The sequence below is a fragment of the Pontibacter ruber genome, from assembly GCF_023630205.1.
Taxonomy (GTDB): Bacteria; Bacteroidota; Bacteroidia; order Cytophagales; family Hymenobacteraceae; genus Pontibacter; species Pontibacter ruber.
In genome coordinates this window covers 568,180-590,704 of record NZ_JALPRR010000001.1, presented here as the reverse complement: position 1 = coordinate 590,704, position 22,525 = coordinate 568,180, and the positions used below count along the sequence as shown (strand labels likewise).

At 50.5% G+C, this 22,525-nt stretch carries 16 protein-coding genes and 1 riboswitch; of the genes, 6 read left to right on the top strand and 10 right to left on the bottom strand.

Translation table 11 applies throughout. The annotated features are described in order from the left end of the window. Positions 1 to 46: 46 nt before the first annotated feature. The 8 genes from MJ611_RS02465 to MJ611_RS02430 all read right to left on the bottom strand — a co-directional run bounded on the left by MJ611_RS02465 (position 47) and on the right by MJ611_RS02430 (position 9,943). A complete protein-coding gene (locus MJ611_RS02465) occupies positions 47 to 1,012 on the bottom strand; it encodes an AAA family ATPase (RefSeq protein ID WP_250427804.1) in 966 nt (321 codons plus the stop codon). A gap of 8 nt (positions 1,013 to 1,020) precedes the next feature. Then, the gene (locus MJ611_RS02460; protein WP_250427803.1) at positions 1,021 to 2,385 is read right to left on the bottom strand and encodes a peptidylprolyl isomerase; all 1,365 of its coding nucleotides are present in this window, start codon (positions 2,383 to 2,385) and stop codon (positions 1,021 to 1,023) included. A gap of 119 nt (positions 2,386 to 2,504) precedes the next feature. After that, the gene (locus MJ611_RS02455; RefSeq protein ID WP_250427802.1) at positions 2,505 to 4,814 is read right to left on the bottom strand and encodes a peptidylprolyl isomerase; all 2,310 of its coding nucleotides are present in this window, start codon (positions 4,812 to 4,814) and stop codon (positions 2,505 to 2,507) included. 163 nt (positions 4,815 to 4,977) lie between these two features. Beyond that, the gene (locus tag MJ611_RS02450) at positions 4,978 to 5,388 is read right to left on the bottom strand and encodes an ATP-binding protein (RefSeq protein ID WP_250427801.1); all 411 of its coding nucleotides are present in this window, start codon (positions 5,386 to 5,388) and stop codon (positions 4,978 to 4,980) included. Further along, positions 5,381 to 5,725, bottom strand: coding sequence for an STAS domain-containing protein (locus tag MJ611_RS02445; RefSeq protein WP_250427800.1), 345 nt, complete (start codon positions 5,723 to 5,725; stop codon positions 5,381 to 5,383). Before MJ611_RS02445 ends, MJ611_RS02450 begins: the two co-directional genes overlap by 8 nt. A gap of 13 nt (positions 5,726 to 5,738) precedes the next feature. Then, entirely contained in the window at positions 5,739 to 7,802 is a 2,064-nt protein-coding gene (locus MJ611_RS02440; RefSeq protein WP_250427799.1) for a GAF domain-containing SpoIIE family protein phosphatase, read from the bottom strand. A gap of 192 nt (positions 7,803 to 7,994) precedes the next feature. Beyond that, entirely contained in the window at positions 7,995 to 9,464 is a 1,470-nt protein-coding gene (guaB, locus tag MJ611_RS02435; protein ID WP_250427798.1) for an IMP dehydrogenase, read from the bottom strand. Between the two features lie 161 nt (positions 9,465 to 9,625). Then, on the bottom strand, positions 9,626 to 9,943 hold the full coding sequence (locus MJ611_RS02430) for a rhodanese-like domain-containing protein (protein ID WP_250427797.1): 318 nt from the start codon (positions 9,941 to 9,943) through the stop codon (positions 9,626 to 9,628). A 100-nt stretch (positions 9,944 to 10,043) separates the two neighbouring features. On the opposite strand from MJ611_RS02430, the gene pnuC reads away from it, so the two are divergent. The 4 genes from pnuC to MJ611_RS02410 all read left to right on the top strand — a co-directional run bounded on the left by pnuC (position 10,044) and on the right by MJ611_RS02410 (position 16,983). Beyond that, positions 10,044 to 10,679 carry a nicotinamide riboside transporter PnuC gene (gene pnuC / locus MJ611_RS02425; RefSeq protein WP_250427796.1) on the top strand — a complete coding sequence of 212 codons (636 nt, stop codon included), beginning with the start codon at positions 10,044 to 10,046 and terminating at the stop codon, positions 10,677 to 10,679. A 1,044-nt stretch (positions 10,680 to 11,723) separates the two neighbouring features. After that, entirely contained in the window at positions 11,724 to 15,443 is a 3,720-nt protein-coding gene (locus MJ611_RS02420) for an Ig-like domain-containing protein (RefSeq protein WP_250427795.1), read from the top strand. 127 nt (positions 15,444 to 15,570) lie between these two features. Further along, positions 15,571 to 16,098, top strand: a complete 528-nt coding sequence (locus MJ611_RS02415) for an AAA family ATPase (protein WP_250427794.1) — start codon at positions 15,571 to 15,573, stop codon at positions 16,096 to 16,098. Positions 16,099 to 16,107: 9 nt separating this feature from the next. Next, positions 16,108 to 16,983 (top strand): aldose 1-epimerase family protein, encoded by an 876-nt coding sequence (locus MJ611_RS02410; RefSeq protein ID WP_250427793.1) that lies wholly within the window; start codon positions 16,108 to 16,110, stop codon positions 16,981 to 16,983. A gap of 70 nt (positions 16,984 to 17,053) precedes the next feature. On the opposite strand, the gene MJ611_RS02405 is transcribed toward MJ611_RS02410, so the two are convergent. Then, entirely contained in the window at positions 17,054 to 17,302 is a 249-nt protein-coding gene (locus MJ611_RS02405) for a hypothetical protein (RefSeq protein WP_250427792.1), read from the bottom strand. 226 nt (positions 17,303 to 17,528) lie between these two features. Then, positions 17,529 to 17,625: riboswitch (TPP riboswitch) on the top strand. 63 nt (positions 17,626 to 17,688) lie between these two features. Here MJ611_RS02405 and MJ611_RS02400 point away from each other — a divergent pair. Then, positions 17,689 to 20,121: a TonB-dependent receptor gene (locus MJ611_RS02400; RefSeq protein ID WP_250427791.1), complete on the top strand. Its 2,433-nt coding sequence runs from the start codon at positions 17,689 to 17,691 to the stop codon at positions 20,119 to 20,121. Positions 20,122 to 20,493: 372 nt separating this feature from the next. After that, positions 20,494 to 21,672, top strand: coding sequence for an acyl-CoA dehydrogenase family protein (locus MJ611_RS02395; protein WP_250427790.1), 1,179 nt, complete (start codon positions 20,494 to 20,496; stop codon positions 21,670 to 21,672). Positions 21,673 to 21,924: 252 nt separating this feature from the next. On the opposite strand, the gene MJ611_RS02390 is transcribed toward MJ611_RS02395, so the two are convergent. Further along, entirely contained in the window at positions 21,925 to 22,440 is a 516-nt protein-coding gene (locus tag MJ611_RS02390) for a phospholipase D-like domain-containing protein (RefSeq protein WP_250427789.1), read from the bottom strand. Positions 22,441 to 22,525 lie beyond the last annotated feature (85 nt).

The following is a 22,525-nucleotide window of genomic DNA, read 5'->3' as shown; positions in this document are numbered from 1 at the left end:
AAGAAAGTAATTGCTACTCTTCTTTATTCACTAAGTAACTCATTAATTAAAGCAGTTCTGCGATCAGCTTTTCTACGGTTATACCTTCAGCTTCGGCCTTGAAGTTGCGCACCACGCGGTGGCGAAGTATAGGAAGGGCTACTGCCTGCACGTCCTCGATGTCCGGGCTATACTTGCCGTTGAGCAGGGCGTTGCATTTGGCGCCTACGATCAGGTGCTGCGAAGCCCGCGGTCCTGCTCCCCATTCCAGGTACTGGTCGGCCAGCTTTGATCCCTTTGGGGTATTAGGACGGGTTTTATGCACCAACTGTACTGCATACTCGATCACGTTGTCTACTACCGGCACACGGCGCACCAGCTGCTGGTAGGCCAATATGTCATCGGCGTGCAGTACCTTGTTTAAGGAGTAGCGCACGGCTCCGGTCGTATTCTTCACAATCTGCAGTTCCGATTCATAGCTCGGATAATCCAGCATGATGTTGAACATGAAGCGGTCCAGCTGCGCTTCCGGCAGGGGATAGGTTCCTTCCTGCTCAATCGGGTTTTGCGTGGCCAGCACAAAGAAAGGCCGCGGCAGATCATACCTTCTGCCTGCCACCGTAACCGAGTACTCCTGCATCGATTCCAGCAGGGCTGCCTGCGTTTTAGGAGGCGTACGATTTATCTCGTCGGCCAGAACGATGTTGGAAAAGATAGGACCGGTGATGAACTGAAAGTTGCGGTCTTTGTCCAGCGTTTCGGCACCTACAATGTCGGAGGGCATGAGATCCGGCGTGAACTGGATTCTGCTGAACGACATATCCAGCGAGGAAGCGATCGTGTGGATGAGGAGGGTTTTGGCAAGGCCGGGGACGCCTACCAGCAAACAGTGCCCCTGACAAAAAACGGCCGTAAGTACCAGCCTGACCACATCTTCCTGCCCTACAATTACTTTTGAAATCTCATCGGTAAGCTCCCGGTAGGAGCGGTGTAGCGCGTCTGCGGCTTCTTTGTCAGAGGTGAACTGCTTCATCGGTTCGTCTAATTGGTTAGTTGGAGCACCTTGCAATCCTGGTATTCCGGGTCGATTTCGATGTATACGGAATCAAAGTTTTTTCGGAACCATGTATCTACTGCTTTGCTCTTTTTTTCGTTCAGAGCGGCGCTCGCTATTTTCTGGTAGTCGTCATCCAGGTTTGCCTGATGCGGTACAGACTTCGATTTTACGTAAATGATGCGGGCTGCTTCTCTGCCATCTTCCGTACGGAAAGCAACCGGCTTTGATACTTCTCCAACCTCCATGGTATCGATGACAAAGAAAATAGCAGGGTCTACCTGGTCCATCGGCGTATAGGTGCTGCCGGTAGCTCGGTTTGCAATCATACCGCCGTTATCTTTGGTAGCCTTGTCATCCGAAAACTCCTTAGCGGCTTTGGCAAAGGTAAGGCTGTCGTTCATGATCAGGGTGCGGATGCTGTCCAATGCCGTAACTGCCTCTTGAACGTTTACTGTGGCCGTAGCCGGTTTGATCAGGATGTGACGGGTGTTGAATTCCTGTCCTTTGCGCTCTATCATCTGGATCAGGTGGAAACCGAATTGCGACTCCACCACGTTTGAGATCTGGCCTGGCTCCAGTTTAAGGGCTGCTGCTTCGTACTCGGGTACCAGCTCTTTCTTTTTAAAGAAACCCAGCACACCACCTTCCTGTGCCGAGCCCGGGTCCTGCGAGTATTGCTTGGCCAGCGTAGCAAAGTCTTCGCCAGCCAGAATGCGCTTGCGGATTTCCTCCAGTTGCTGGCGTGCAGCAGCCTTCTGCTGTTTGCTTACTTCGGCAAACTTCACAATGTGGCCCAGTTCTACTTCGCTGGAGAAATATGGCAGGCTGTCGCGCGGAATCTCGTTGAAGTAGCGTTTGATCTCTTTAGGCGTAACGGTTACTTTGCCCGTGATCTCCTGCTGCATTTTTTCCATCACCAACTGATCGCGTACGGTGCGGCGCAACTCATCCTTCAGCTGCTTTACCGTTTTGTTGTAATACTGCTCCAGGCGCTCTACGCCACCCACCTGTGCGGTCAGGTAGTTCATGCGGCGGTCCAGTTCGCCACTCACCTGTGCGTCTTCTACTGTTATCGAGTCGATCTCGGCACGGGCCAGCAATAGTTTATCCTGTACCATAGAGCGCAGAATCTCACACTTCAGCTCCGGGCGCGGCTGCTGTTTTGACTGCGCCAGGTACTGCAGGTAACTGAACTCCAATTCAGAGCGCAGGATAACGTGGTTGTCTATTTTGGCAATGATGCCGTCTACTTTTGTTTGTACAGGGGCCTGTGCAAAGGCAGAAACAGATGCCACTATGCAGCAGATAGCTACATAGGCCATTCTTGCTAATAATTTTTTCTTCTTCAAGGTGTTTAACTTATAGCTTTAATGCGCTGCTAAAAAACAACGCACAAAATACGGCTTTATTCTCTAATTATACTTACAGCCCCTGTAAAAACAGGCATGGCCGCAAGCGAGGTAATGGCTTAGTTCTTAATTAGTTTCTCTACTTCCGGCTCCTGTACTGTTACCGGATATTTTTTGCGCAGCTCTTTCACCCATTCCTGCTCCAGGTAGTTCTGGTAATCGGAAGTGGCCAGGCCGCGTACTTCGTTCAGGTGCTTGTAGCCAGCAGGTAGTACATCGTGGATGATGATCAGGTACTCACGGCCGTTTTGCTGGGCAGTATAAGTGCCTTTTTCCCAGGTAACATTATCCAGTGCCTTGTTCTCACCTTTCTGGAACTTCTTCTCCGTGATCTGAACTGCCAGCGGATTGCCGGCATTCAGGTTTTCAGCGAGTACGCCCAGGTCAGAAGAGTAAAGTGCAAAGGAAACGCGGCGGTTGCGGCGACGACCGGTTTCTGTATTATCCGGACCTGCTTGCTTCGATTTTCCTAAAACGTTCTTTTTCAGCTGCGCTGCCGGCACGCCTCTGCCTACGAGGTAGGCGATCGCTTTATCGGCGCGGGTCGCAGCTACATTGCCTTTTGCACTTGCCTCACGGGCATCGGCATGGCCGTTCACGTCCAGCGACAGGTTCGGGTTGTTCTTCAGGCGCTCGGCCAGTTCGTTCAGCTTTGATACAGATTCAACCCCAAGATCAGCTTTGTTCTGCTCGAAAAGGATGTCTGACAGCTTTGCAGAACGTACGGCATAGCGGCGGTCTGCCAACTGTGCCTGCGTTTTCTGAAGCAGTTCTTTGTCTGTAGCACTGATGACAGTAGCCTGCACGCGTGGTCCCCATTTATACTTCTCCTTGTTCTGCTCAAAGTATGCCTGTAGCCCCACAGTATCTTCCACCGCTTTTGTCCATACTTTCTCGTCCATCAGCTGGAAAAGCAGAATGCCATCGTGGTACTCCTGCACCAGCATGCGGTAGTCGGTGTGCTTATTCTCCAGGTTTGCCTTCTCGTAATCGAACAGGCTCTTGTTCACAAAGCTATCGTAGAGCAGGTTCAGGTAATGCGCAGCAGTACCGGTTGCACGTGGGCGCTGCTCAGCTTTGGCATAGGTATAAAAATCACCTATGGTATACGTCTTGCCCTGTATGGTAAACAGCGTTGTTTTCAGTGCTTTGTCTGCCTCGTCGTAGCTCCAGGTGCCTTGCAGCAGCTTGTCATCGGCTTTGGCCAGGGCAGCTGTTTTGGCGGCAGCATTCTCGGTAAAGTTGTTTTCTGCTTTGATGCGCTTCAGGAAGGCAGCTTTGTTCAATTCGGAGCGGGAGTCCTTCGCTATTTTGTTGCGCAGGTTCTGCTCCATGTCCTCGTAAGGAGGCAAACCACGTTTCTCGATCAGCTTGATGATGTGCCAGCCATAAGGAGTGAGCACCGGTTTGGCGATGTCGCCTTCTGCTTTCAGGGCAAATGCTGCTTCCTCAAACGAAGGGATCATACGCCCAGTGCCAAACCAGGGCAGCTCGCCACCATTTGCTGCAGAGTTGGCATCTTCAGAGAATTCAGCAGCCAATTTGTCCCAGTTTTCCTTGCGCTGCACGCGTTTGTAAATGGCATCTACGCGCTGCTTGGCAGCCAGAGAATCGGCCTTAGGTATGCCTGGTGTAGCGCGCACCATGATGTGGGCTACTTTCACTTCGCCCTGTGCCGGTCGAACGTTGTTTACCTTAATCAGGTGATAACCAAAACGGGTGCGAACCGGCATGGAAACCTGGCCGGCAGGGGTTTTATAGGCAGCATCTTCAAACGGATAAACCATTTGCATGGCTGTGAAGTAGCCCAGGTTGCCGCCGTTTTCAGCAGCCGACGGATCCTGCGATTGCTCGCGGGCCAATTTGCCGAAATCTTCGCCAGCCATTGCACGCTTGCGCAGTTCCAGCACGCGGTTGTAGGCAGCCAGCGTATCTTCCGGAGCCGCGTCCGGGGCCAGGTTGATCAGGATGTGCGACGCGTTTACCTCCTGTTTCAGGCGCTCGTAGGCTTCCTTCACCAGGTTGTCGGTAACGTTTTTATCGGTAAGGTAGGGCAGGGCCAGTTGCTCTTTGTAACCCTCCAGCTCGCGCTTAAAGGCAGTAGTCGTGTCAAGGCCGCGGCTCTCTGCTTCGAGTACTTTAAGCTTGAAATTGGTATACAGGTTCAGGTAATCTGTAACGCTCTGGCGGGTGAAGGCGTCGTCGTTGCTGCCGTTATTTTTTTCGTACACGTACCGGAACTCCGAAGTATAGACAGGGTGGGAGCCAAGCGTAGCGATAACGGGTTCTTTTGTGTCGTTCTTCTTGGTAGCGGTACAGCCAGCGAGGAGCAGGGCCGCAGCCGCAACAAGTAGGTGGTTGCTGCGCATAAGTAGATTAAAAACAAACTCTTAGTTTCGCTGATCGAGATCAGATCATGCAATTTTAGTTATTTTTTTTGACAGATGAGCCAAAAAACATAACTATAATCCTATTGCAAAAGATTTCGTTCCGGATAACGGGCAGCAGTCCGTTAAAGTGTGTGGCGCTGTGTTATTTAATTTTTTTGTAAAGCAGGCAGATGTTCTTGCTGCCGTTGGTGCTAAACTCCACTTTATCCATAATGCGGTTGACCAGCGCAATGCCCACGCCGCCTTTTTTCCCTACCTTAACGTGCTCCTCTATATTCGGCTCCTTGTAATTCGATTTCTGGAAAGCGACGCCATTGTCCGTGATCTCGAACTTGAGTACGCTGGGCTGCTTGTGGATGGCAAGCGAAATATACTTGGAAGGGTCTTCCTGGTTAGCATGTATGATGAGGTTGGCGCATATCTCATCCACAGCCAACACGATCTGGTTCATCATGATATCTGAAAGCTTTAAAGGCTCCAGATATTCTGTGACGAAGTCCCGTATTGGCTTAAGATTTTTTTTACTACAATTTACCCTGATTACATTATTCATCTGCGATGGTCAATGCTTCCTCGTAGTTCGAAACGATGGTCATGAGCAGGTCAAGGCCTAAAATCTCGAATACGTTTCTTACTTTGTCCTGCATATTGAAGAATATAAGTTTTATCTGGGCATCCTCGAAGCGCTGCAGGTGGGAAATAAATACGCCAAGACCGGCTGAGGAAATATAATGCAGGTTTTTGCAGTCGACCAGGATCTTGCTATACTTCATGATCTCCGGATCGGATAACTCTTCGTCCAGAATTACAGAAGAGCTGGCATCTAACTCACCATCGAGGGTGATGATGATGGTGGATTCTTTGATTTCGTGTGTAATTTTCATCGACATACTGTACGTCTATTTATTCGTTAGGTTGAGTAGCTTTAAACTTAATCACAAGCAGGGTCTGGTCGTCGTAAAGACTGCCGGTACCCGTAAAGTCCTCCAGGTCGTTTATGATAGCACACTTGATATCCTCTGCTTCAAGGTGATAGGTTTGTGTAAGCATATACCGTAAGCGGTCTTCCCCGTACTCATCACTTTTATCATTCCGGGCCTCTACAATGCCATCGGTGTAAATCACCATCACGTCGCCGGGGTTATAATCGTAGTACATCTCCCGTACGTGGTTGTTGTAGCTTTTGTCGCGAATAATGCCCAAACCCAAACCTTCTGTCTGAAAATAGAAGGTATCCTCCATCATGGCATTATAGTAAAGCGTGTGGCAATGGCCGGCGCGCGCAAACATAAAGCCTTTCATGCGATAATCAATGATATATAGCGCAGAAGTAATGAAAGAGGTTTTCTCCAGGCAGCGGCTCAGGGCGGAGTTGGCCTGTTTCATAAACTCGCTCGGGGCCATGTCCTGCTGCATCAGCCCGTGAAAAATACCTTTCATCTGCGCCATATGGAACGCTGCCGAGATACCCTTGCCCGATACGTCTCCAATGATAATGGCAATCCGCGACTCGCTCAGTTGCAGGAAGTCGTAAAAGTCACCTCCTACCTCCTTAGCAGCTTTGGAGTGCGTGCTTATCTCAAACCAGCTGTCGCTAGGGAATGTTTTCGGGATGAGGTTTTCCTGTACCGTACTGGCAATTTTCAGTTCCTCCTTGTAACGCTCGTTCTGCAGCGATTCTGCCACCAGGCGCAGGTTTTCGATGGTCAGGATGGTCTGGTTTGTGAACGTGCGCAATACGTTTACGGTCTCCCGGTCAAAGCCCTGTTCAATGTCTTTGAGCAAGTATAAAACCCCGAACTGGTGCTGCTTGGACTTGATCGGAAGTATGATCAGCGACTTCCAGGGCAATGTCAGGTCGCGGAAGCCCGGGTTGCGGTCCAGGTTGTTGTTGATGTAGTCGATGTTCTGGATGTTGTAGGCCATCAGCAGGTGCCGGATACGCTCGATCTGCTCGTTTTTAATGGTGAGCAGGTGCGAAACCTGCGGATCGGTGCCTTTGTAAAGCTCGAACCAGGCAGCGCTGGCATCCGAGGCCCGGATGGTGCTCTCGAAAAGCATGTTGTATACCTGCGGCTCGCTTTGCCCCTGCTGGATAGACTGGCTCAGGCGCTGGAAGTTAAGCAGGTCTTCGCTTTTCTGCTCAAACACGCTGGAGGTTGGCAAACTGAAGAGCGACACCAGAAAGGCCGCCAACGTATAAAGCCCCACAAACAGCATCGCCAGCAGCAAAAATGCCACATCAGAATAGTCGATCACCAGATCGGGGCTATCGGCAAACTGATGGAAAAAGCGGATGAAGATGTAGCAGCTGACAAGTATGGCACCGATCAGCACCAGCGAACGGCTCTTTTTGTTGAACGTCAGGAAGGCAACCCACTTCAGGTTGGTGCACAAAAACAAAGTATAAAACCCGAGCAGCGCCAGCAGCGGCAGAAACACGTAGCTGGTGTAGTTGAAGTTGAGCAGCGTGAGCAGCAGTGTGCTGAACAGCAGCAGCTCGTACCAGTCCCAAGCGATCTGCAGAAACCTGTTTTTATGGTAAAGCAGCAGCTTTTGCCAGATGTAAAATGCTTTTGCCAGGAACAGCACCAGCAGGCCAAAGTTTACCTGGTACACAATGTGCAGCAGCAACGGCGATTGCAGGTTGGCATAGCTGGTTATCATGCGATAACCCAGGATCAGGGCTATGCTCAGGTAAGCGGCAATTCCGGCCTTTGAAAACAGATTCCAGAGGTACCCGATAAAGTCTATGCCCTTTAGGTTTTCGGTACTGAGCCGCTGGTAGAAGAAGACAGAAAGTATAAAAATAACCGTCAGGATATTGTCGACATATGGCAAGGCCAGCTTTACTGCACCAGGCTGTCGCATGGTTTCTGCAGAAAGCAGCACATTGGCCAGAAGCAGCGACCAGCTGATAATGGCAACAGTAACCAATAATGATCTTGCGTTTGTCCTGTAAAGCATAAAACGGAAACCCGTGCTTTTATTTGATTGCGGGAGCTTGTGCCGTGCCTGAAGCTTTAGCAGTATGTAAGGTAAGAAAAATTTCTGCTCATTGGCCAAGGTGTCGGGATGTGTTTCTTTTAAAAAACACCTTGCATAACGTAATATAATGTAAGTAGGTTAGCTTTTTGTTGCTAACCTACTTACAAAACCTTATCGGCTATAGTTTGGTGCTTCGCGCGTGATCTGCACATCGTGCGGATGGCTCTCGCGGAGGCCTGCTCCTGTAATCTTCACCATCTTAGCATTTTGCAATTGCTCGATGGTTGCAGTGCCGCAATACCCCATACCTGCTCTGATACCGCCCACCAGCTGGTAGATCATTTCAGATACAAAGCCCTTGTATGGCACGCGGCCCACGATGCCTTCCGGCACCAGTTTTTTAGAGTCGCTTTCGTTGCCCTGGAAGTAACGGTCTTTCGAGCCTTCTTCCATCGCTTCGATCGAGCCCATACCGCGGTAGGTCTTGAACTTACGGCCTTCGTAAATAAGCATTTCGCCCGGAGCCTCGTCTGTTCCGGCCAGCAAAGAGCCAACCATTACAGTGCTTGCGCCACCTGCCAGTGCTTTTACAATATCGCCCGAGAACTTGATGCCTCCATCTGCTATAATCGGAACACCGGTACCCTGCAGGCCTTTTGCAGCCTCCATTACAGCGGAAAGCTGCGGAACACCGATGCCGGCGATCACGCGGGTAGTACAGATACTGCCCGGGCCTACACCTACTTTCACGGCGTCAGCGCCGGCATCTGCCAGGGCGCGGGCACCTTCTGCGGTGGCAATGTTGCCGGCTATTACCTCCAGGTTCGGGTATGCCTGCTTGATATTTCTAACGGAATCCAGTACACCTTTGGAATGGCCGTGTGCAGTGTCAATGCTGATCACGTCAACGCCTGCTTCTACAAGCGCCTTGATACGGTCCATCACGTCAGGCGTAACGCCCACGGCAGCTCCTACACGCAGGCGGCCGTACTCATCTTTGCAGGCGTTCGGGCGGTCCTTTTTCTTCAGGATGTCTTTGTAGGTGATAAGGCCTACCAGTTTGCCGTGCTCGTCTACTACAGGCAGCTTTTCGATTTTATACTGCTGCAGGATGTCTTCTGCTTTCGCCAGGTCAGTGCCTTTTTCAGCAGTGATCAGGTTCTCGCGCGTCATCACATCGGCAACCGACTGGGTCAGGTCTTTCTCGAAACGCAGGTCGCGGTTTGTGAGGATACCGGTCAGCTTGCCATCTCCGTTCGTAACCGGAATGCCGCCGATCTTGTGTTCCGACATAATGCGTACGGCATCACCAAGGGTTGCATTTTCTTCCAGCGTGATCGGATCGAGGATCATGCCGCTTTCCGAGCGCTTTACTTTGCGCACCTGTTCGGCCTGTGCCCTGATCGACATGTTTTTATGGATAATGCCGATACCGCCTTCCTGAGCCATGGCAATGGCCAGATCTGCCTCGGTTACAGTATCCATAGCCGCAGAAAGAAGCGGAATGTTGATACGGATATTTCTGGTAAGCTGTGTGGAAGTATCGGTGTCTTTAGGGAGTACCTCGGAATAAGCCGGGAGCAGAAGCACGTCGTCGTAGGTGAGTGCTTCGAATAAAATCTTAGACTGATCAGAGAGCATGGCAAATAATTTAGGGGTTCTTATTTGCCGCGTAAAATTACAACAATTAATTAAGAAATGTATGCTACAGGTTGTATAATATTTTTATAAATGTTTCAATCCGTTACGGATAGCAGGCCGGAACATACTTCCTGAGAGGCGGATTGTCTGCAATCAATGGGCTAGTACACCCGCATGGTCGGGTCTACCTGCGTAGCCCAGGCATGGATACCGCCTTTCAGGTTGAGCAGGTTCTCGTAGCCAAGGCGTTGCGTGAGGTAATTGATGGCCTGTGCGCTCCGAAATCCATGGTGGCATATCAATACTACGGGAACATCGCGTCTGATGCGGTTAGCCTGTTTGGGCAGTTCGCCGAGCGGAATGAGCTCGCCTCCGAGGTTGCATAATTCGAACTCAAAAGGCTCCCGTACATCCACCAGTTGCATTTCATTCTGTCTGGCCAACCTGTCCTTTAGTTCCTGAGCTGTGATCTCCTGCATATACTTTTAACTTGTTATAGTTGCGCGTTGGCTTTGGCCGTTTTGTTTTATTTGCAAACTTACAAACGAAATCGGGTATAAAAGCGATTTAAAGTATAGTATGAATAGTACAGACATTGCAGAGAGCCTGGCAGCAGCCTGGCAAGCCATGAGCCTGCTGGAACTGGCCGGCGCAGTAACAGGTGTGGCCGGCGTGTGGCTGGCAGCGCGGCAAAACGTCTGGACATGGCCCGTAAGCCTGGTGAGCGTGGCCATGTATGTGGTGATCTTTTATGAAGCGCGGCTGTATGCCGACATGGGGCTGAATGCCTTTTATGTAATTACGAGCCTGTACGGATGGTATTTGTGGCTGTACGGAGGCAAAGGGCAAACCGAAGAGAAAGTAAGCCGGGTAAAGAAGAAGGAAATGCTGCTTATGCTGGTGCTGGGAGCAATTTTTACGTTGTGCCTGGGCTACTTTCTGGATAACTATACCCAGGCCGACTTGTCGTACACCGATTCCGCTACCACGGCCATCAGTCTGATCGGGTATTGGATGATGGCCAAGAAGCAACTGGAAAATTGGATTGTATGGCTGGTGGTAGATGTGATTTATGTTGGTGTTTACCTTTACAAAGAGCTCTACCTGACCAGCGGTTTGTACTTTATTTTCCTGATTTTATGTATAATCGGGTACCTGGACTGGAAGCGCGACCTTGAAAACAACAGTAAGGAGGCAGAATTGGCTATTTTATAGTTAAAGTGCAGGTTTATCCTTTAATTTTAGCTTACCTCCGGGCACAGCAGCTACGTAAACGTTAGTGACTCTCGTCATAGAAGATACTCTTTGGTGAGGCTCTGTTTTGAGTGCAAATCAGTATAAACCAACGTAAGCACCTCCTATGAAGCAACGTAAGATTGAATTGCCCGAAGAATTGAAGTATGTTAACCGGCTAAAGTGGGGATATGAGTCTCCGGATGAGAGCCCCAAAAGAGTGATTTTTAGACAATTTGGTGATAGGAGGCCGAAAGAAGTAGAAGTGTACAATTTCTATGACTACAGCTTTTCCGAGAACTGAAGATTGCAGCAAATGCTTACTTGATGAGCTTTAAAAAGTGCACCCTTAGAGGTGCACTTTTTGTTATGAGTAGTTTTTCTTTTGCCAGCCCTTATCTTTATATGCTTGCTATGGAAGCAATCCATCAAAATTGCTACTATAGTATTCACCCTCTTATACCCACCTTTTAAGGATGTTTACAAAATCTTTGGCCCATATATTAAAAATAGTCATATTAATAAGAGGCTGAGTGCAAGTGTGTTTCGTAAATTAATATAACCAGTCAAATAATGGTTAAAGCCTTTGCTGCGAAGTGTTCCTGTCTGTTTTGGCGGAATAACTCTGCTGTTGTCAGTGCTTTAAGTACTGGAAGAGTTCCTGCCCTTAAGACTCGCTTCTCCCTTCTATAAGCCTGTTTAGAAGGGCTGGAAGCCTGAATCAAGGTTTCCCTATCCTTTACAGAGATGTATCAAAGAACTTAAACACGCATTTAGTTGTGAGAGAGCTCTATACACCTTTTAGCGTCTTCGATCAATGTTCTTGCCTGCACCATCTCTTTCGCGCAGGCCCCTGATTTCCTGTAAAAGACACGACTTAGTAGAATTACGACCGCTTCTCCGGTAATAGCGAGCAGCTGTAGCACCTTGATGATGGTCTGACCTCATTGGGGTGGTACTGCTTTGCCTATTCTTTGATGTGAGCCGAGTTAAGAGCAAAGTCTGCAACAAAACCAAACGGAAAACATGAAGGATTTTAACAATCACACGAGCAGAAGGGGGACCCTTCTTTTAAAGCAGTTGCAGCTACTATGGTTGTGTACTATAGTAGCTGTTCTTACATTCACGACCAACTCCTATGCGCAAGACTTGCCTGATCCTGACAGGTGTACTGCCCAGGACCTGCAGGTAATTGGAGCTACTCTGACAGGCACAGGTTGCGTCACCTGCGAACCAGGTGCCCCTTTGACTTCCTCCATTACCTTTACAATCAAGAATACAACCCAGTCTCTGCGGACATCTTATGCCTATTGGGGAACTGTAGTGATCAGAAACGCTGCCGGTGTTGAGACAAGCCGATTTACGATAGATGGCTGCAACAGCGAAGGTTTTCCGGGAGGCGCTACCAGAAGTATAGTTGACGACAGAGTAATAAACTATAACTGTGGGGATAGGGTAGAGGTTATTAACTTTTACGGCGCCTGGACAGATGCCTCTGGTGGCTCCAGGAATCAATGCCCTTTAGATCCTTCCAAGATCGCTCCTAAGTGCGATGTGGTGGCTGTTTTGCCGATCACTACGCCGGTCGTGGTCAACGCGGGTGCCGACTTTACCATAACCTGTGTTTCCAATCAGAACGGAAAACAGATCGGAGAGGCAGCGCAGCCAGGCTATACTTACTCCTGGAGCCCAACAGCAGGGCTGAGTGCGGCTAATATCAGCAATCCGATAGCCAATCCATCGGCTACCACCACCTATACCGTCACTAAAACCAGCACAGAAACAGGCTGCTCTGATACAGACCAGGTGACTGTTACCGTAAATAAGGCTCCTGTAACTGCTAATGCCGGGGCAGACTTTACCAAGACCTGTACTACCAACCCGAGTGGCAGGCAAATAGGGGAGGCACCTGAGGCAGGCTTTACCTACGCGTGGGCCCCAGCTACGGGCTTAAGCGCTACAAACATCAGTAATCCAGTTGCCAATCCGTTGGTTACTACTACCTATGTTGTGACCAAGACGAACACAGCAACAGGTTGTTCAGATACAGACGATGTAACCGTCACTGTTAATACTACCCCGATCAATGCTCCTGTAGCAGGCAATGCCCAACGATGCGGCCCTGGAGAAGTAACACTTACAGGTAATGCTACAGGTGCTGTGAGCTACCGATGGTACACAGCAGCAAGCGGCGGAACACCTATAACCGGTGAAACAGACAACACGCTGGTAGTAACCCTGAATGAAACACGTAGTTACTGGGTGAGCGCTATCGGAGCCAATGGCTGTGAAAGCGCACGTACACAGGTAACAGGTACAATCTTCAGCCCGGTAACAGTAGAGGCCGGTGAAAATGTTACCCGTTGCCAGTCTACTACTACGCAGTCAATTCCATTGACCGGAGCAAGTATAACCGGTGGAGCTACAACAGGTACCTGGAGCATTGTGTCATCGAATCCAGTCAATGCGGGTAATGTGTTATCAAACAACACGCTGGCAAGCGGAAGGTTGACAGTGGCTGCCAATTATGTTGGTACCATCACGCTGCGTCTGACCAGCGCTGATCCTGCAGGCCCTTGTGAGGCGGTAAGTGATACCAGAACCATAACCATCAACCCGGCTGCTATAGTAGAGGCCGGTGGCCCTGATGTACGTTGCCAGTCTGCAACAGCACAGGTAATCGCCCTCTCAGGAGCAAGTGTAACCGGAGGCGCTACTACCGGTACCTGGTCAATAGTCTCTTCGGTGCCAGCCAATACGGGCAATATTCTGGCCAACAACACACTGGCCAGTGGCAGCCTGACTGTGGCGGCAAACTATACAGGTACCATTACTCTAAGGCTGACAAGTGCTAATCCTCCCGGAGTTTGCAGTGCTGTGAGTGACACCAGAGTCATAACCATTAATCCTGCAGCTGTTGTTAATGCCGGGCCAGCTATTGTTCGTTGCCAGTCTACTACGGCACAAGCCATTGCGCTTGCAGGAGCCAGCGTTACCGGAGGTACTACAAGCGGTACCTGGTCGATTGTCTCTTCAGTGCCGGCGAATTCGGGCAACATACTTACCAATACCACTGTAGCGGGTGGTAGCTTAACTGTAGCAGCTGGTTATAGCGGTGTAATCACCTTACGACTGACAAGTGCCGATCCGGATGGAACCGGTCCATGCCAGGCAGTGAGTGCTACCAGAACCGTAACCATTAATCCAGCGGCTGTAGTGGAAGCCGGCGAAAATATTACCCGATGCCAGTCTACTACTACGCAGTCAATTCCATTGACCGGAGCAAGTATAACCGGTGGAGCTACAACAGGTACCTGGAGCATTGTGTCATCGAATCCAGTCAATGCGGGTAATGTGTTATCTAACAACACGCTGGCAAGCGGAAGGCTAACTATAGCTGCCAATTATGTTGGTACCATCACGCTGCGTCTGACCAGCGCTGATCCTGCAGGCCCTTGCGAGGCGGTAAGTGATACAAGAACTGTCACTATCAATCCTGCTGCCATAGTTGAGGCGGGCGGTCCTGATGTGCGCTGCCAGTCTGCTACGGCACAGGTTATAGCTCTTACAGGTGCCAGCGTTACAGGTGGCGCCACCACAGGTACCTGGTCTATTGTTTCTTCGGTGCCAGCCAACGCCGGCAACATCCTGACCAACAATACGCTGGCTGGTGGCAGCCTGACCGTGGCGGCCAACTATGTGGGTACCATTACCCTGCGCCTGACAAGTGCCAACCCTCCTGGAGTTTGCAGTGCTGTGAGCGACACCAGGGTAATAACCATTAATCCTGCAGCCACAGTCAGTGCAGGCGGACCTTATGTGGTTGCCTGTACAGAGCCACGAAGAGTACAACTGAGCGGAACATTTGGTGGTAGCGCTACAAGTGCCACCTGGACAGTTCCTGCCGGACAGGGTAGCGTTACAGGTAATATCTATACTCCTAGTGCAACCGCTATTGCGGCCGGAACGCCAGTTGTTTTAACATACACAACAAATGATCCTGCAGGTCCATGTGGAGCCGTAAGCGCGACAGCAATTGTTACCTTTGAAGTGTGTGCTCTGGAAGGTTGTACTCCAGGTTATTGGAAACAATCGCAGCATTTTGGCAACTGGGGTTGTGGCTACGATCCAGGTGATTCCTTCTTTGCGCTCTTCCCACAAATCACCAACAGACGTGGACTGCCAGCAGATCTTACTCTGCTCGAAGCACTATCTCCTGAGCTAGGCAAAGCAACCGGAACATGGGGTGCTTTGGCAAGAAATGTAGTAGCTGCCTTGTTGAATGCTTGTCAACCAGAGGTAAACTACGAGTATACGGCTGCACAGATTACCAGTATGGTAACCACTGCATTCCAGACTGGCAACGTGTCTCCAACACTTGATATGCTGTCTGTTGCGAACGACAGAGTTTGTCCACTTGGCAGAGCTGAGCTTGCAGCAACTTCCAGCAGCTCACTACAAGGCCTGGAGGGTGCGGAAGGTAAGCTGCAATTGAAAGCCTATCCAACTCCGTTTGCAGACAAAGCTACCATCGAGTTTACACTGACACGAGAAGAGAACTATAGTGTTAAGCTGTATGATCTGAAAGGTAGTCTGATTCGTGAATTGAAATCCGGTACTGCCAGAACTGGTGAAGTAACCCAGGTAGAGGTAGATGGTAGTGGCCTTGCCGAAGGTCTGTACATCGCCCGCATGGTGAGCGACTCCGGATCAGGCAGCGTGAAACTGTTGCTGAAAAAACAATAACCTATAAAACAACAGCGGAAAACTGTTAGAACTGAATAGCCGCAGGCAGGGAAACTTGCCTGCGGCTATTCTATTTGTACGGAGGCAAGTATACCAGCTTCCTGTAAATTTTTCCGACCTTTGCCTTATGCTGAAAATTGCGATCACAGGTCCTGAGTCTACAGGTAAGTCTACTGTTGCCGAAAAACTGGCCCGGCACTACGATACGGTCTGGGTGCCGGAGTATGCCCGCACCTACATCGGCAACCTGGGCAGAACTTATACTTTAGAGGACATCGAAGCCATTGCCCGGGGGCAGGTGGCACTGGAACAGGAGCTGAAAAGCAAAGCAGATAAACTATACTTTGCTGATACCGATATGCTGGTGCTCAAGATCTGGAGCGAGCATGCTTTCGGCCACGTTCCGGCGTATATACTTGAAAAACTAAAGCAGCAGGACTACAACCTTTACCTGCTGATGGGCGTTGATTTGCCCTGGGAGCCGGACCCGCAACGCGAGCACCCGCACATGCGCCAGTTTTTCTACGATTGGTACAAACGCGAACTGGAAGCCATGGGAGCTCCTTTTGTAGAGGTAAGTGGCCAGCAGGATGCCCGGTTTGAACTGGTCCGCCTGCACGTCGAAAACCTGCTCCCCACTGTAAACAACCTGTAATACCCGAACATGCTATACTTCATCGAAAACGACAATTTCAAAGTGGGCGTCGAAAGCAAAGGCGCCGAATTGCACCACTTCATCAAGAAAGACGAGAACCTGGAACTTATCTGGCAGGCCGATCCGGCCATCTGGGGCAGTCATGCACCTAACCTTTTCCCGATTGTGGGCGAGCTGCCGGACCAACAGTATACTTTCCAGGACAAAACTTACCAGATGAAACGCCACGGCTTTGCCCGCCACAAAGAGTTCAAGGTGGTAGACAATGAAAAGGACAAAGTGGTATTTGAGCTGAACTACGATGACGAGACGCTGGAGCAGTTCCCGTTCAAGTTTGCTTTGCTGGTGGCCTACAAGCTGGAGGGCAACCGACTGGGTGTTTCTTACCTGGTGCGAAACGAAGACGACAAGGCCATGTACTTTTCGGTAGGCGGACATCCGGGCTTCAACGTGCCGTTTTATCCTGGAGAGAATTACGATGACTATTATCTCGAATTTGAGAATAGGGAAACAGTGAGCCGCTACCTGCTGAATGATGCCGGTCTGCTGAACGGGGATACAGAGCGGGTGCTGGAAAATACGCACCTGTTGCCCCTGCGCCACAGTTACTTTGAGAAAGATGCAATTGTGCTCAAAGACCTGACCTCAGAAAAAGTAACCTTGGGCAGCCGTACCAATCCACTGCGCATAGAGGTTTCGTTCCCTGGTTTCCCGTTTTTGGGCATCTGGGCCAAACCGGGGCCATCGCCTTACCTCTGCATCGAGCCTTGGTGTGGCATTGCCGGCCGGGCAGGGGAGTCGGGCAAGTTGGAGGAGAAAGAAGGCATCAACATGCTTGGCCCGAAACTATCTTTTGAACGAACCTTTACCATAACTATACTTTAGAAGTATAGTCTGCCCTAAAACACAGCGGCCCTGGCTTTACAAAGCCAGGGCCGCTGTGTTTTGCACGAATTCAGTGCAAAGAGGGTTCCGGAAACTTAGGAACCTTTATGCTTCTCAGATCATACTTAGGCTCAAAATCATTGATAGGCAATGATATGCCTGGGGGGAGGTCCAGATCTGGCAGGTCGTCGCCCAGCGGCTCGCCTCCATCATCGTCGCTGTCCGTAGACGGTGGTCTTTTATACCTGGTGCGCGGTGAGAAAGCGTAATATGCCAGTATTGTTAAAAGTGCTACAGTATACAGTAAGCTGATCATCATCACGTTTCTACAAAAAATTAAAATTGTTCAGCTGGCAGATCTTCACGGCAAAGTAAAATGCATGGCAGGTGCAGGAAAATGTGCCTGTATGATTTCAACGTACATTTTAGCTAACTGGTTTTTACCATTGCTTAAAAAAAAGTGTGCATTAGGCAGGTCGTTATCCTATGTTGGCCCTGCATGTGCGCTCCTGCTTTGTTTATAACTAAAAACTCTCCTACATTTGCCCTTAGTTTAGGGGTGCCTTATCATAACGGGCTGAGATCATACCCATTGAACCTGATCCAGGTAATGCTGGCGAAGGGAAAACGAGGGAAATAAAACTATAGCGGGCGGCTAACCCCTGGCATGCCTGTATGTTTTACCTTTTTCTAACTTATTACCTCATGAAAAAATTGTGTATTGTGATGGCAGTTTTGCTGTTGCCATTGCAACTGCTTGCCCAGTTTAAGCTGAGCGGGCGAATTACCGATGCTTCGGGCGGCAACGCGCTGCCGGGTGCCAACGTGGTGCTGGATGGGAGCGGTAATGGTGCTACGGCCGGCCAGGATGGGTACTACGAGTTCCGGAACCTGGCGGCTGGCAAGTATACGCTGCGTGTGAGTTACTTGGGCTACGCGCAGGTGGTGCGCCAGGTAAGCCTCCAGGCCGACACGCAGTTGGATGTTGCGCTCGCACAGACAACCCACCGAACCGGCGAAGTGGTGATTTCGGCCACACGTGCCAGCGAGAAAACCGGTACCACCTTTACCAACGTCAGCAAAGAAGAGATTCAGGAGCGCAACTTTGGCCAGGATCTGCCTTACCTGCTGGAGCAAACGCCTTCTGTTGTGGTGAACTCGGACGCCGGTGCCGGCGTGGGCTATACCGGTATCCGCATCCGTGGCTCTGATATTACGCGCATCAACGTTACCGTAAACGGCATTCCGATCAACGATGCCGAGTCGCATGGTACGTTCTTCGTGAACATGCCCGACCTGGGCTCTTCGATCCAGGATATACAGGTGCAGCGCGGAGTGGGTACTTCTACCAACGGTGCCGGGGCTTTCGGTGCCAGCCTCAACATCCGCACCCTTGGCCTAAACCGCGAAGCCTATGCCGAGGCACTGAACAGCGTGGGCTCCTTTAACACCTGGCGCCATACTGTGTCGTTTGGCTCCGGTCTGATCAAAGACAAATTCACCTTCGATGGCCGCCTCTCCAAGATCTCTTCGGATGGCTATGTGGACCGGGCGTTCTCTGATCTGAAGTCGTACTATTTCTCGGCGGGCTACCACGGCAAAACCGGCATGCTCAAGTTTGTGACTTTCTCGGGCAAAGAGCAGACCTACCAGGCCTGGAACGGCGTGCCGCAGGACAAGCTGGAGACCGACCGTACCTACAACTCCCTGACCTATGAGAATGAAACGGATAATTACCAGCAGGACCACTACCAGCTGCACTATTCCAAAGACCTGGCAAGCAGGCTGAACCTAGGCGGCGCCTTCTTCTATACCCGTGGACGTGGCTATTACGAGCAGTACAAGGAGAACCAGAAGCTGTCGAAGTATGGCATTTCGCCGGTTGTACTCGGCGATACCACCATCAGCAGATCTGACCTGATCCGCCAGAAATGGCTGGATAACCACTTCTACGGTGCTACTTACGCGTTAACCTACACCGATGAGGCTGGTAAGCTGGAAGCCACCTTGGGTGGTGCCTGGAACAAGTATGACGGCGACCACTACGGTGAGGTGATCTGGGCACGGTATGCGTCCAACAGCGAAATCCGCCAGCGCTACTACTTCAACAACGCCATTAAAACCGATTTCAATATCTTCGGCAAGGCTACTTACCAGCTGAACGAGAAGCTGGGTTTGTTTGGCGACCTGCAGTACCGCACCATCAACTATGAGATCGAGGGCGAGGACGATAACAACATCAACGTAACGCAGCAGGTGGATTATCACTTTATCAATCCAAAGGCAGGTATCACCTACGAGCTAACGTCCAACCAAACGGTGTATGCCTCTTATGCAGTGGGCAACCGCGAGCCGGTGCGCAGCGATTTTACCGACCAGCCGCTGGCCGACCGTACGCGTGGGGTGCAGCCTGAAGCCGAGACGCTCTACAACTGGGAAGCAGGCTACCGTCTGCATGGCAGCAGTACAGCTATACTTGGTTATAATACCCGCTACAGCGTTGACGCCAATTATTTTTTTATGGATTACAAGAACCAGCTGGTGCTGACCGGGCAGCTGAACGACGTGGGTTCGCCGTTGCGCACCAACATCAAAGACAGCTACAGAACCGGTATAGAACTGGCTGGATCGGTAAACCTGAACGATGTGGTGGAACTGAGTAGCAACCTGAACCTAAGCCGCAACAAGATCCGCAATTACAACGAAACGGTGTACATCTACGACGAGAACTACAGCGTGGAAGGAACAACCGAAAACAAGTACAGCGAAACCGATATCTCGTTCTCACCTGCCGTGGTATCTGCACACAAACTGGAAGTACAGCCGGTGAAAGGCTTTAAGGCCGCCCTGCTCTACAAAACCGTAAGCAAGCAGTACCTCGATAACACCAGCAGCGAGGACCGCAAGATCAACGGCTACCAGGTAGCTGATTTGCGCCTGCGTTATATTTTAAAGCCGTCGTTTTTGCGCGAACTGGAAGTAGCGCTGCTGGTAAACAACCTGTTCAATAAGAAGTATGAGGCCAACGGCTATACCTTCAGCGAGCAGTATGCCGGCGACCCAACCCGCTACGACTACAACTATTACTACCCGCAGGCAACCCGCAACTTCCTGTTGTCGCTGGGCGTGAAATTTTAAGTATAGCTTTATACTTTGCGTGAAGGAGCCCTGCCACTTGGCAGGGCTTCTTTGTTTGAATCAGGATTTACAGGATTGGGAAGGGTGGACAGGATTTATACTTTAAATTAATTCATGGCGCGAGTGTCCTCGCTCGTGACTGCTATAGGCTGGGCCTCTGGCCCAGTTGAGTTACAAACTCAACATCATACTTAGGCACGAGTTGCAAACTCGCGCCAGCTTTAGGGATTGATATTGAAGTATAAATCCTGCTCATCCTTCCCAATCCTGTAAATCCTGATTCTGAAACATTACTACAATCTAACACCTTTACTATAGCACCTTTACCCGAAAATTTTAACTTTGCAAAACAACCTTACCCTTAAACAAACTATGGCCTACGAATCGACAGGAGCACCTGACTACTATAACATCGACGACCTGCTCACCGAAGAGCACAAACTGATCCGCCAGACCATGCGCGACTTCGTGAAGCGCGAGATCTCCCCATGCATCGAGAAGTGGGCGCAGGACGCGCATTTCCCTTCGGAGATCGTGAAGAAGTTTGGTGATGTCGGTGCTTTCGGACCAACCATCCCGACCGAGTATGGCGGCGGTGGACTAGACTACATCAGCTATGGCATCATCATGCAGGAAATTGAGCGCGGCGATTCGGGTATGCGCTCTACGGCTTCGGTGCAGGGCTCGCTGGTGATGTACCCGATCTACAAGTATGGCTCTGAAGAGCAGCGCAATAAATACCTTCCTAAGCTGGCAAGCGGCGAGTGGCTGGGCTGCTTCGGCTTAACAGAGCCAGACTTCGGTTCTAACCCGGGTGGTATGGTTACCAACATCAAAGACATGGGCGATCATTACCTGCTCAACGGCTCCAAGATGTGGATATCCAACTCGCCGGAGTGCCAGGTGGCGGTGGTGTGGGCGAAGAACGAAGAAGGCCGTATTAAAGGCCTGATCGTGGAGCGCGGCATGGAAGGTTTCTCAACACCGGAGATCCACAACAAGTGGAGCCTGCGCGCCAGCTGCACCGGCGAGCTGGTATTCGATAACGTGAAAGTGCCGAAAGAAAACCTGCTGCCAAACGTAGACGGCCTGCGTGGTCCGCTCGGTTGCCTTGATTCTGCCCGTTACGGTATTTCGTGGGGTGCCATTGGTGCCGCTATCGATTGCTACGAGTCGGCGCTGAAGTATAGCAAAGAGCGCATCCAGTTCGATAAACCAATCGGTGGTTTCCAGCTGACACAGAAGAAACTGGCTGAAATGCTGACCGAGATCACAAAAGCACAGCTGATGGTATGGCGCCTGGGCACGCTGATGAACGAAGGCAAAGCCACTACCCAGCAGATATCGATGGCAAAACGCAACAGCGTAGACATGGCCCTGCACATAGCCCGCGAAGCACGCCAGATCCACGGGGGTATGGGCATTACGGGCGAGTACCCGATCATGCGCCACATGATGAACCTGGAGTCGGTGATCACCTACGAAGGAACCCACGACATTCACCTGCTGATTACGGGTGCTGACATTACCGGTATTCAGGCGTTTAAGTAATCGTTGATCGTTTTTCGTTGCTCGTTTATCGGTGTCGAGGCAAGTATAAAGTATAAAAAGGCAGCTGCGCGAGTGGCTGCCTTTTTTTTGAATCAGGATCTACAGGATTTGGGGATAACAGGAATTTAAAATAGCACATGGCGCGAGCGTCCTCGCTCGTGTCGAACTATAGTTTGGGCCTCCGGCCCAGCCGGATTACAAATCCGACATCATAATAAGGCACGGGTTACAAACCCGCACCAGCAAAAGAGATCAATACTCCTCATCCAGGTTTTTCCTAAACTCCTCCCTGCTTTTCCCTCCGGGGTTATACTTCATCATACTTCCCCAAAGCTTATCAAACTCGCGGCTAAAGTCCTGCACAATGCTGAAGTTATCGGTGATGAGTATGTTCTCGTGGTTGTGCTGGGCGGCGCTACGGGTCCAGTTGTAGCTGCCGGTAAGCACGCGTGCCTCATCAAAAATAGCAAACTTGTGGTGCATGTGGCTGCGCGTTTTATCTATCCGCACTTCCATGCCTCTGGCCGCCAGTTCTTTTATATCAGAGCCTGCATCATGCAGTTTGTTGTTGTCGGTGATGATCTTTATACTTATGCCACGCTTGTAAGCCCTGGTAATAGCCTCCGAGATCCGGTCGTCGCTGATGGTAAACACGCAGATCTTCATCGTTTTTTTAACTTCGTCTATACTTTCTACAATGGCGTTGAGGCAATCGTCACCCGGGCTGAAGAAGGCGTGGCTGGTAATCTTTTGCTGATGAGTTTGCATATTGCGTTGGTTGGCTCTCTGTAAGATACTACAGTCGCGACAATAAGGAAGCATATAGATAATGGATTGCTAATATGGTTAGATT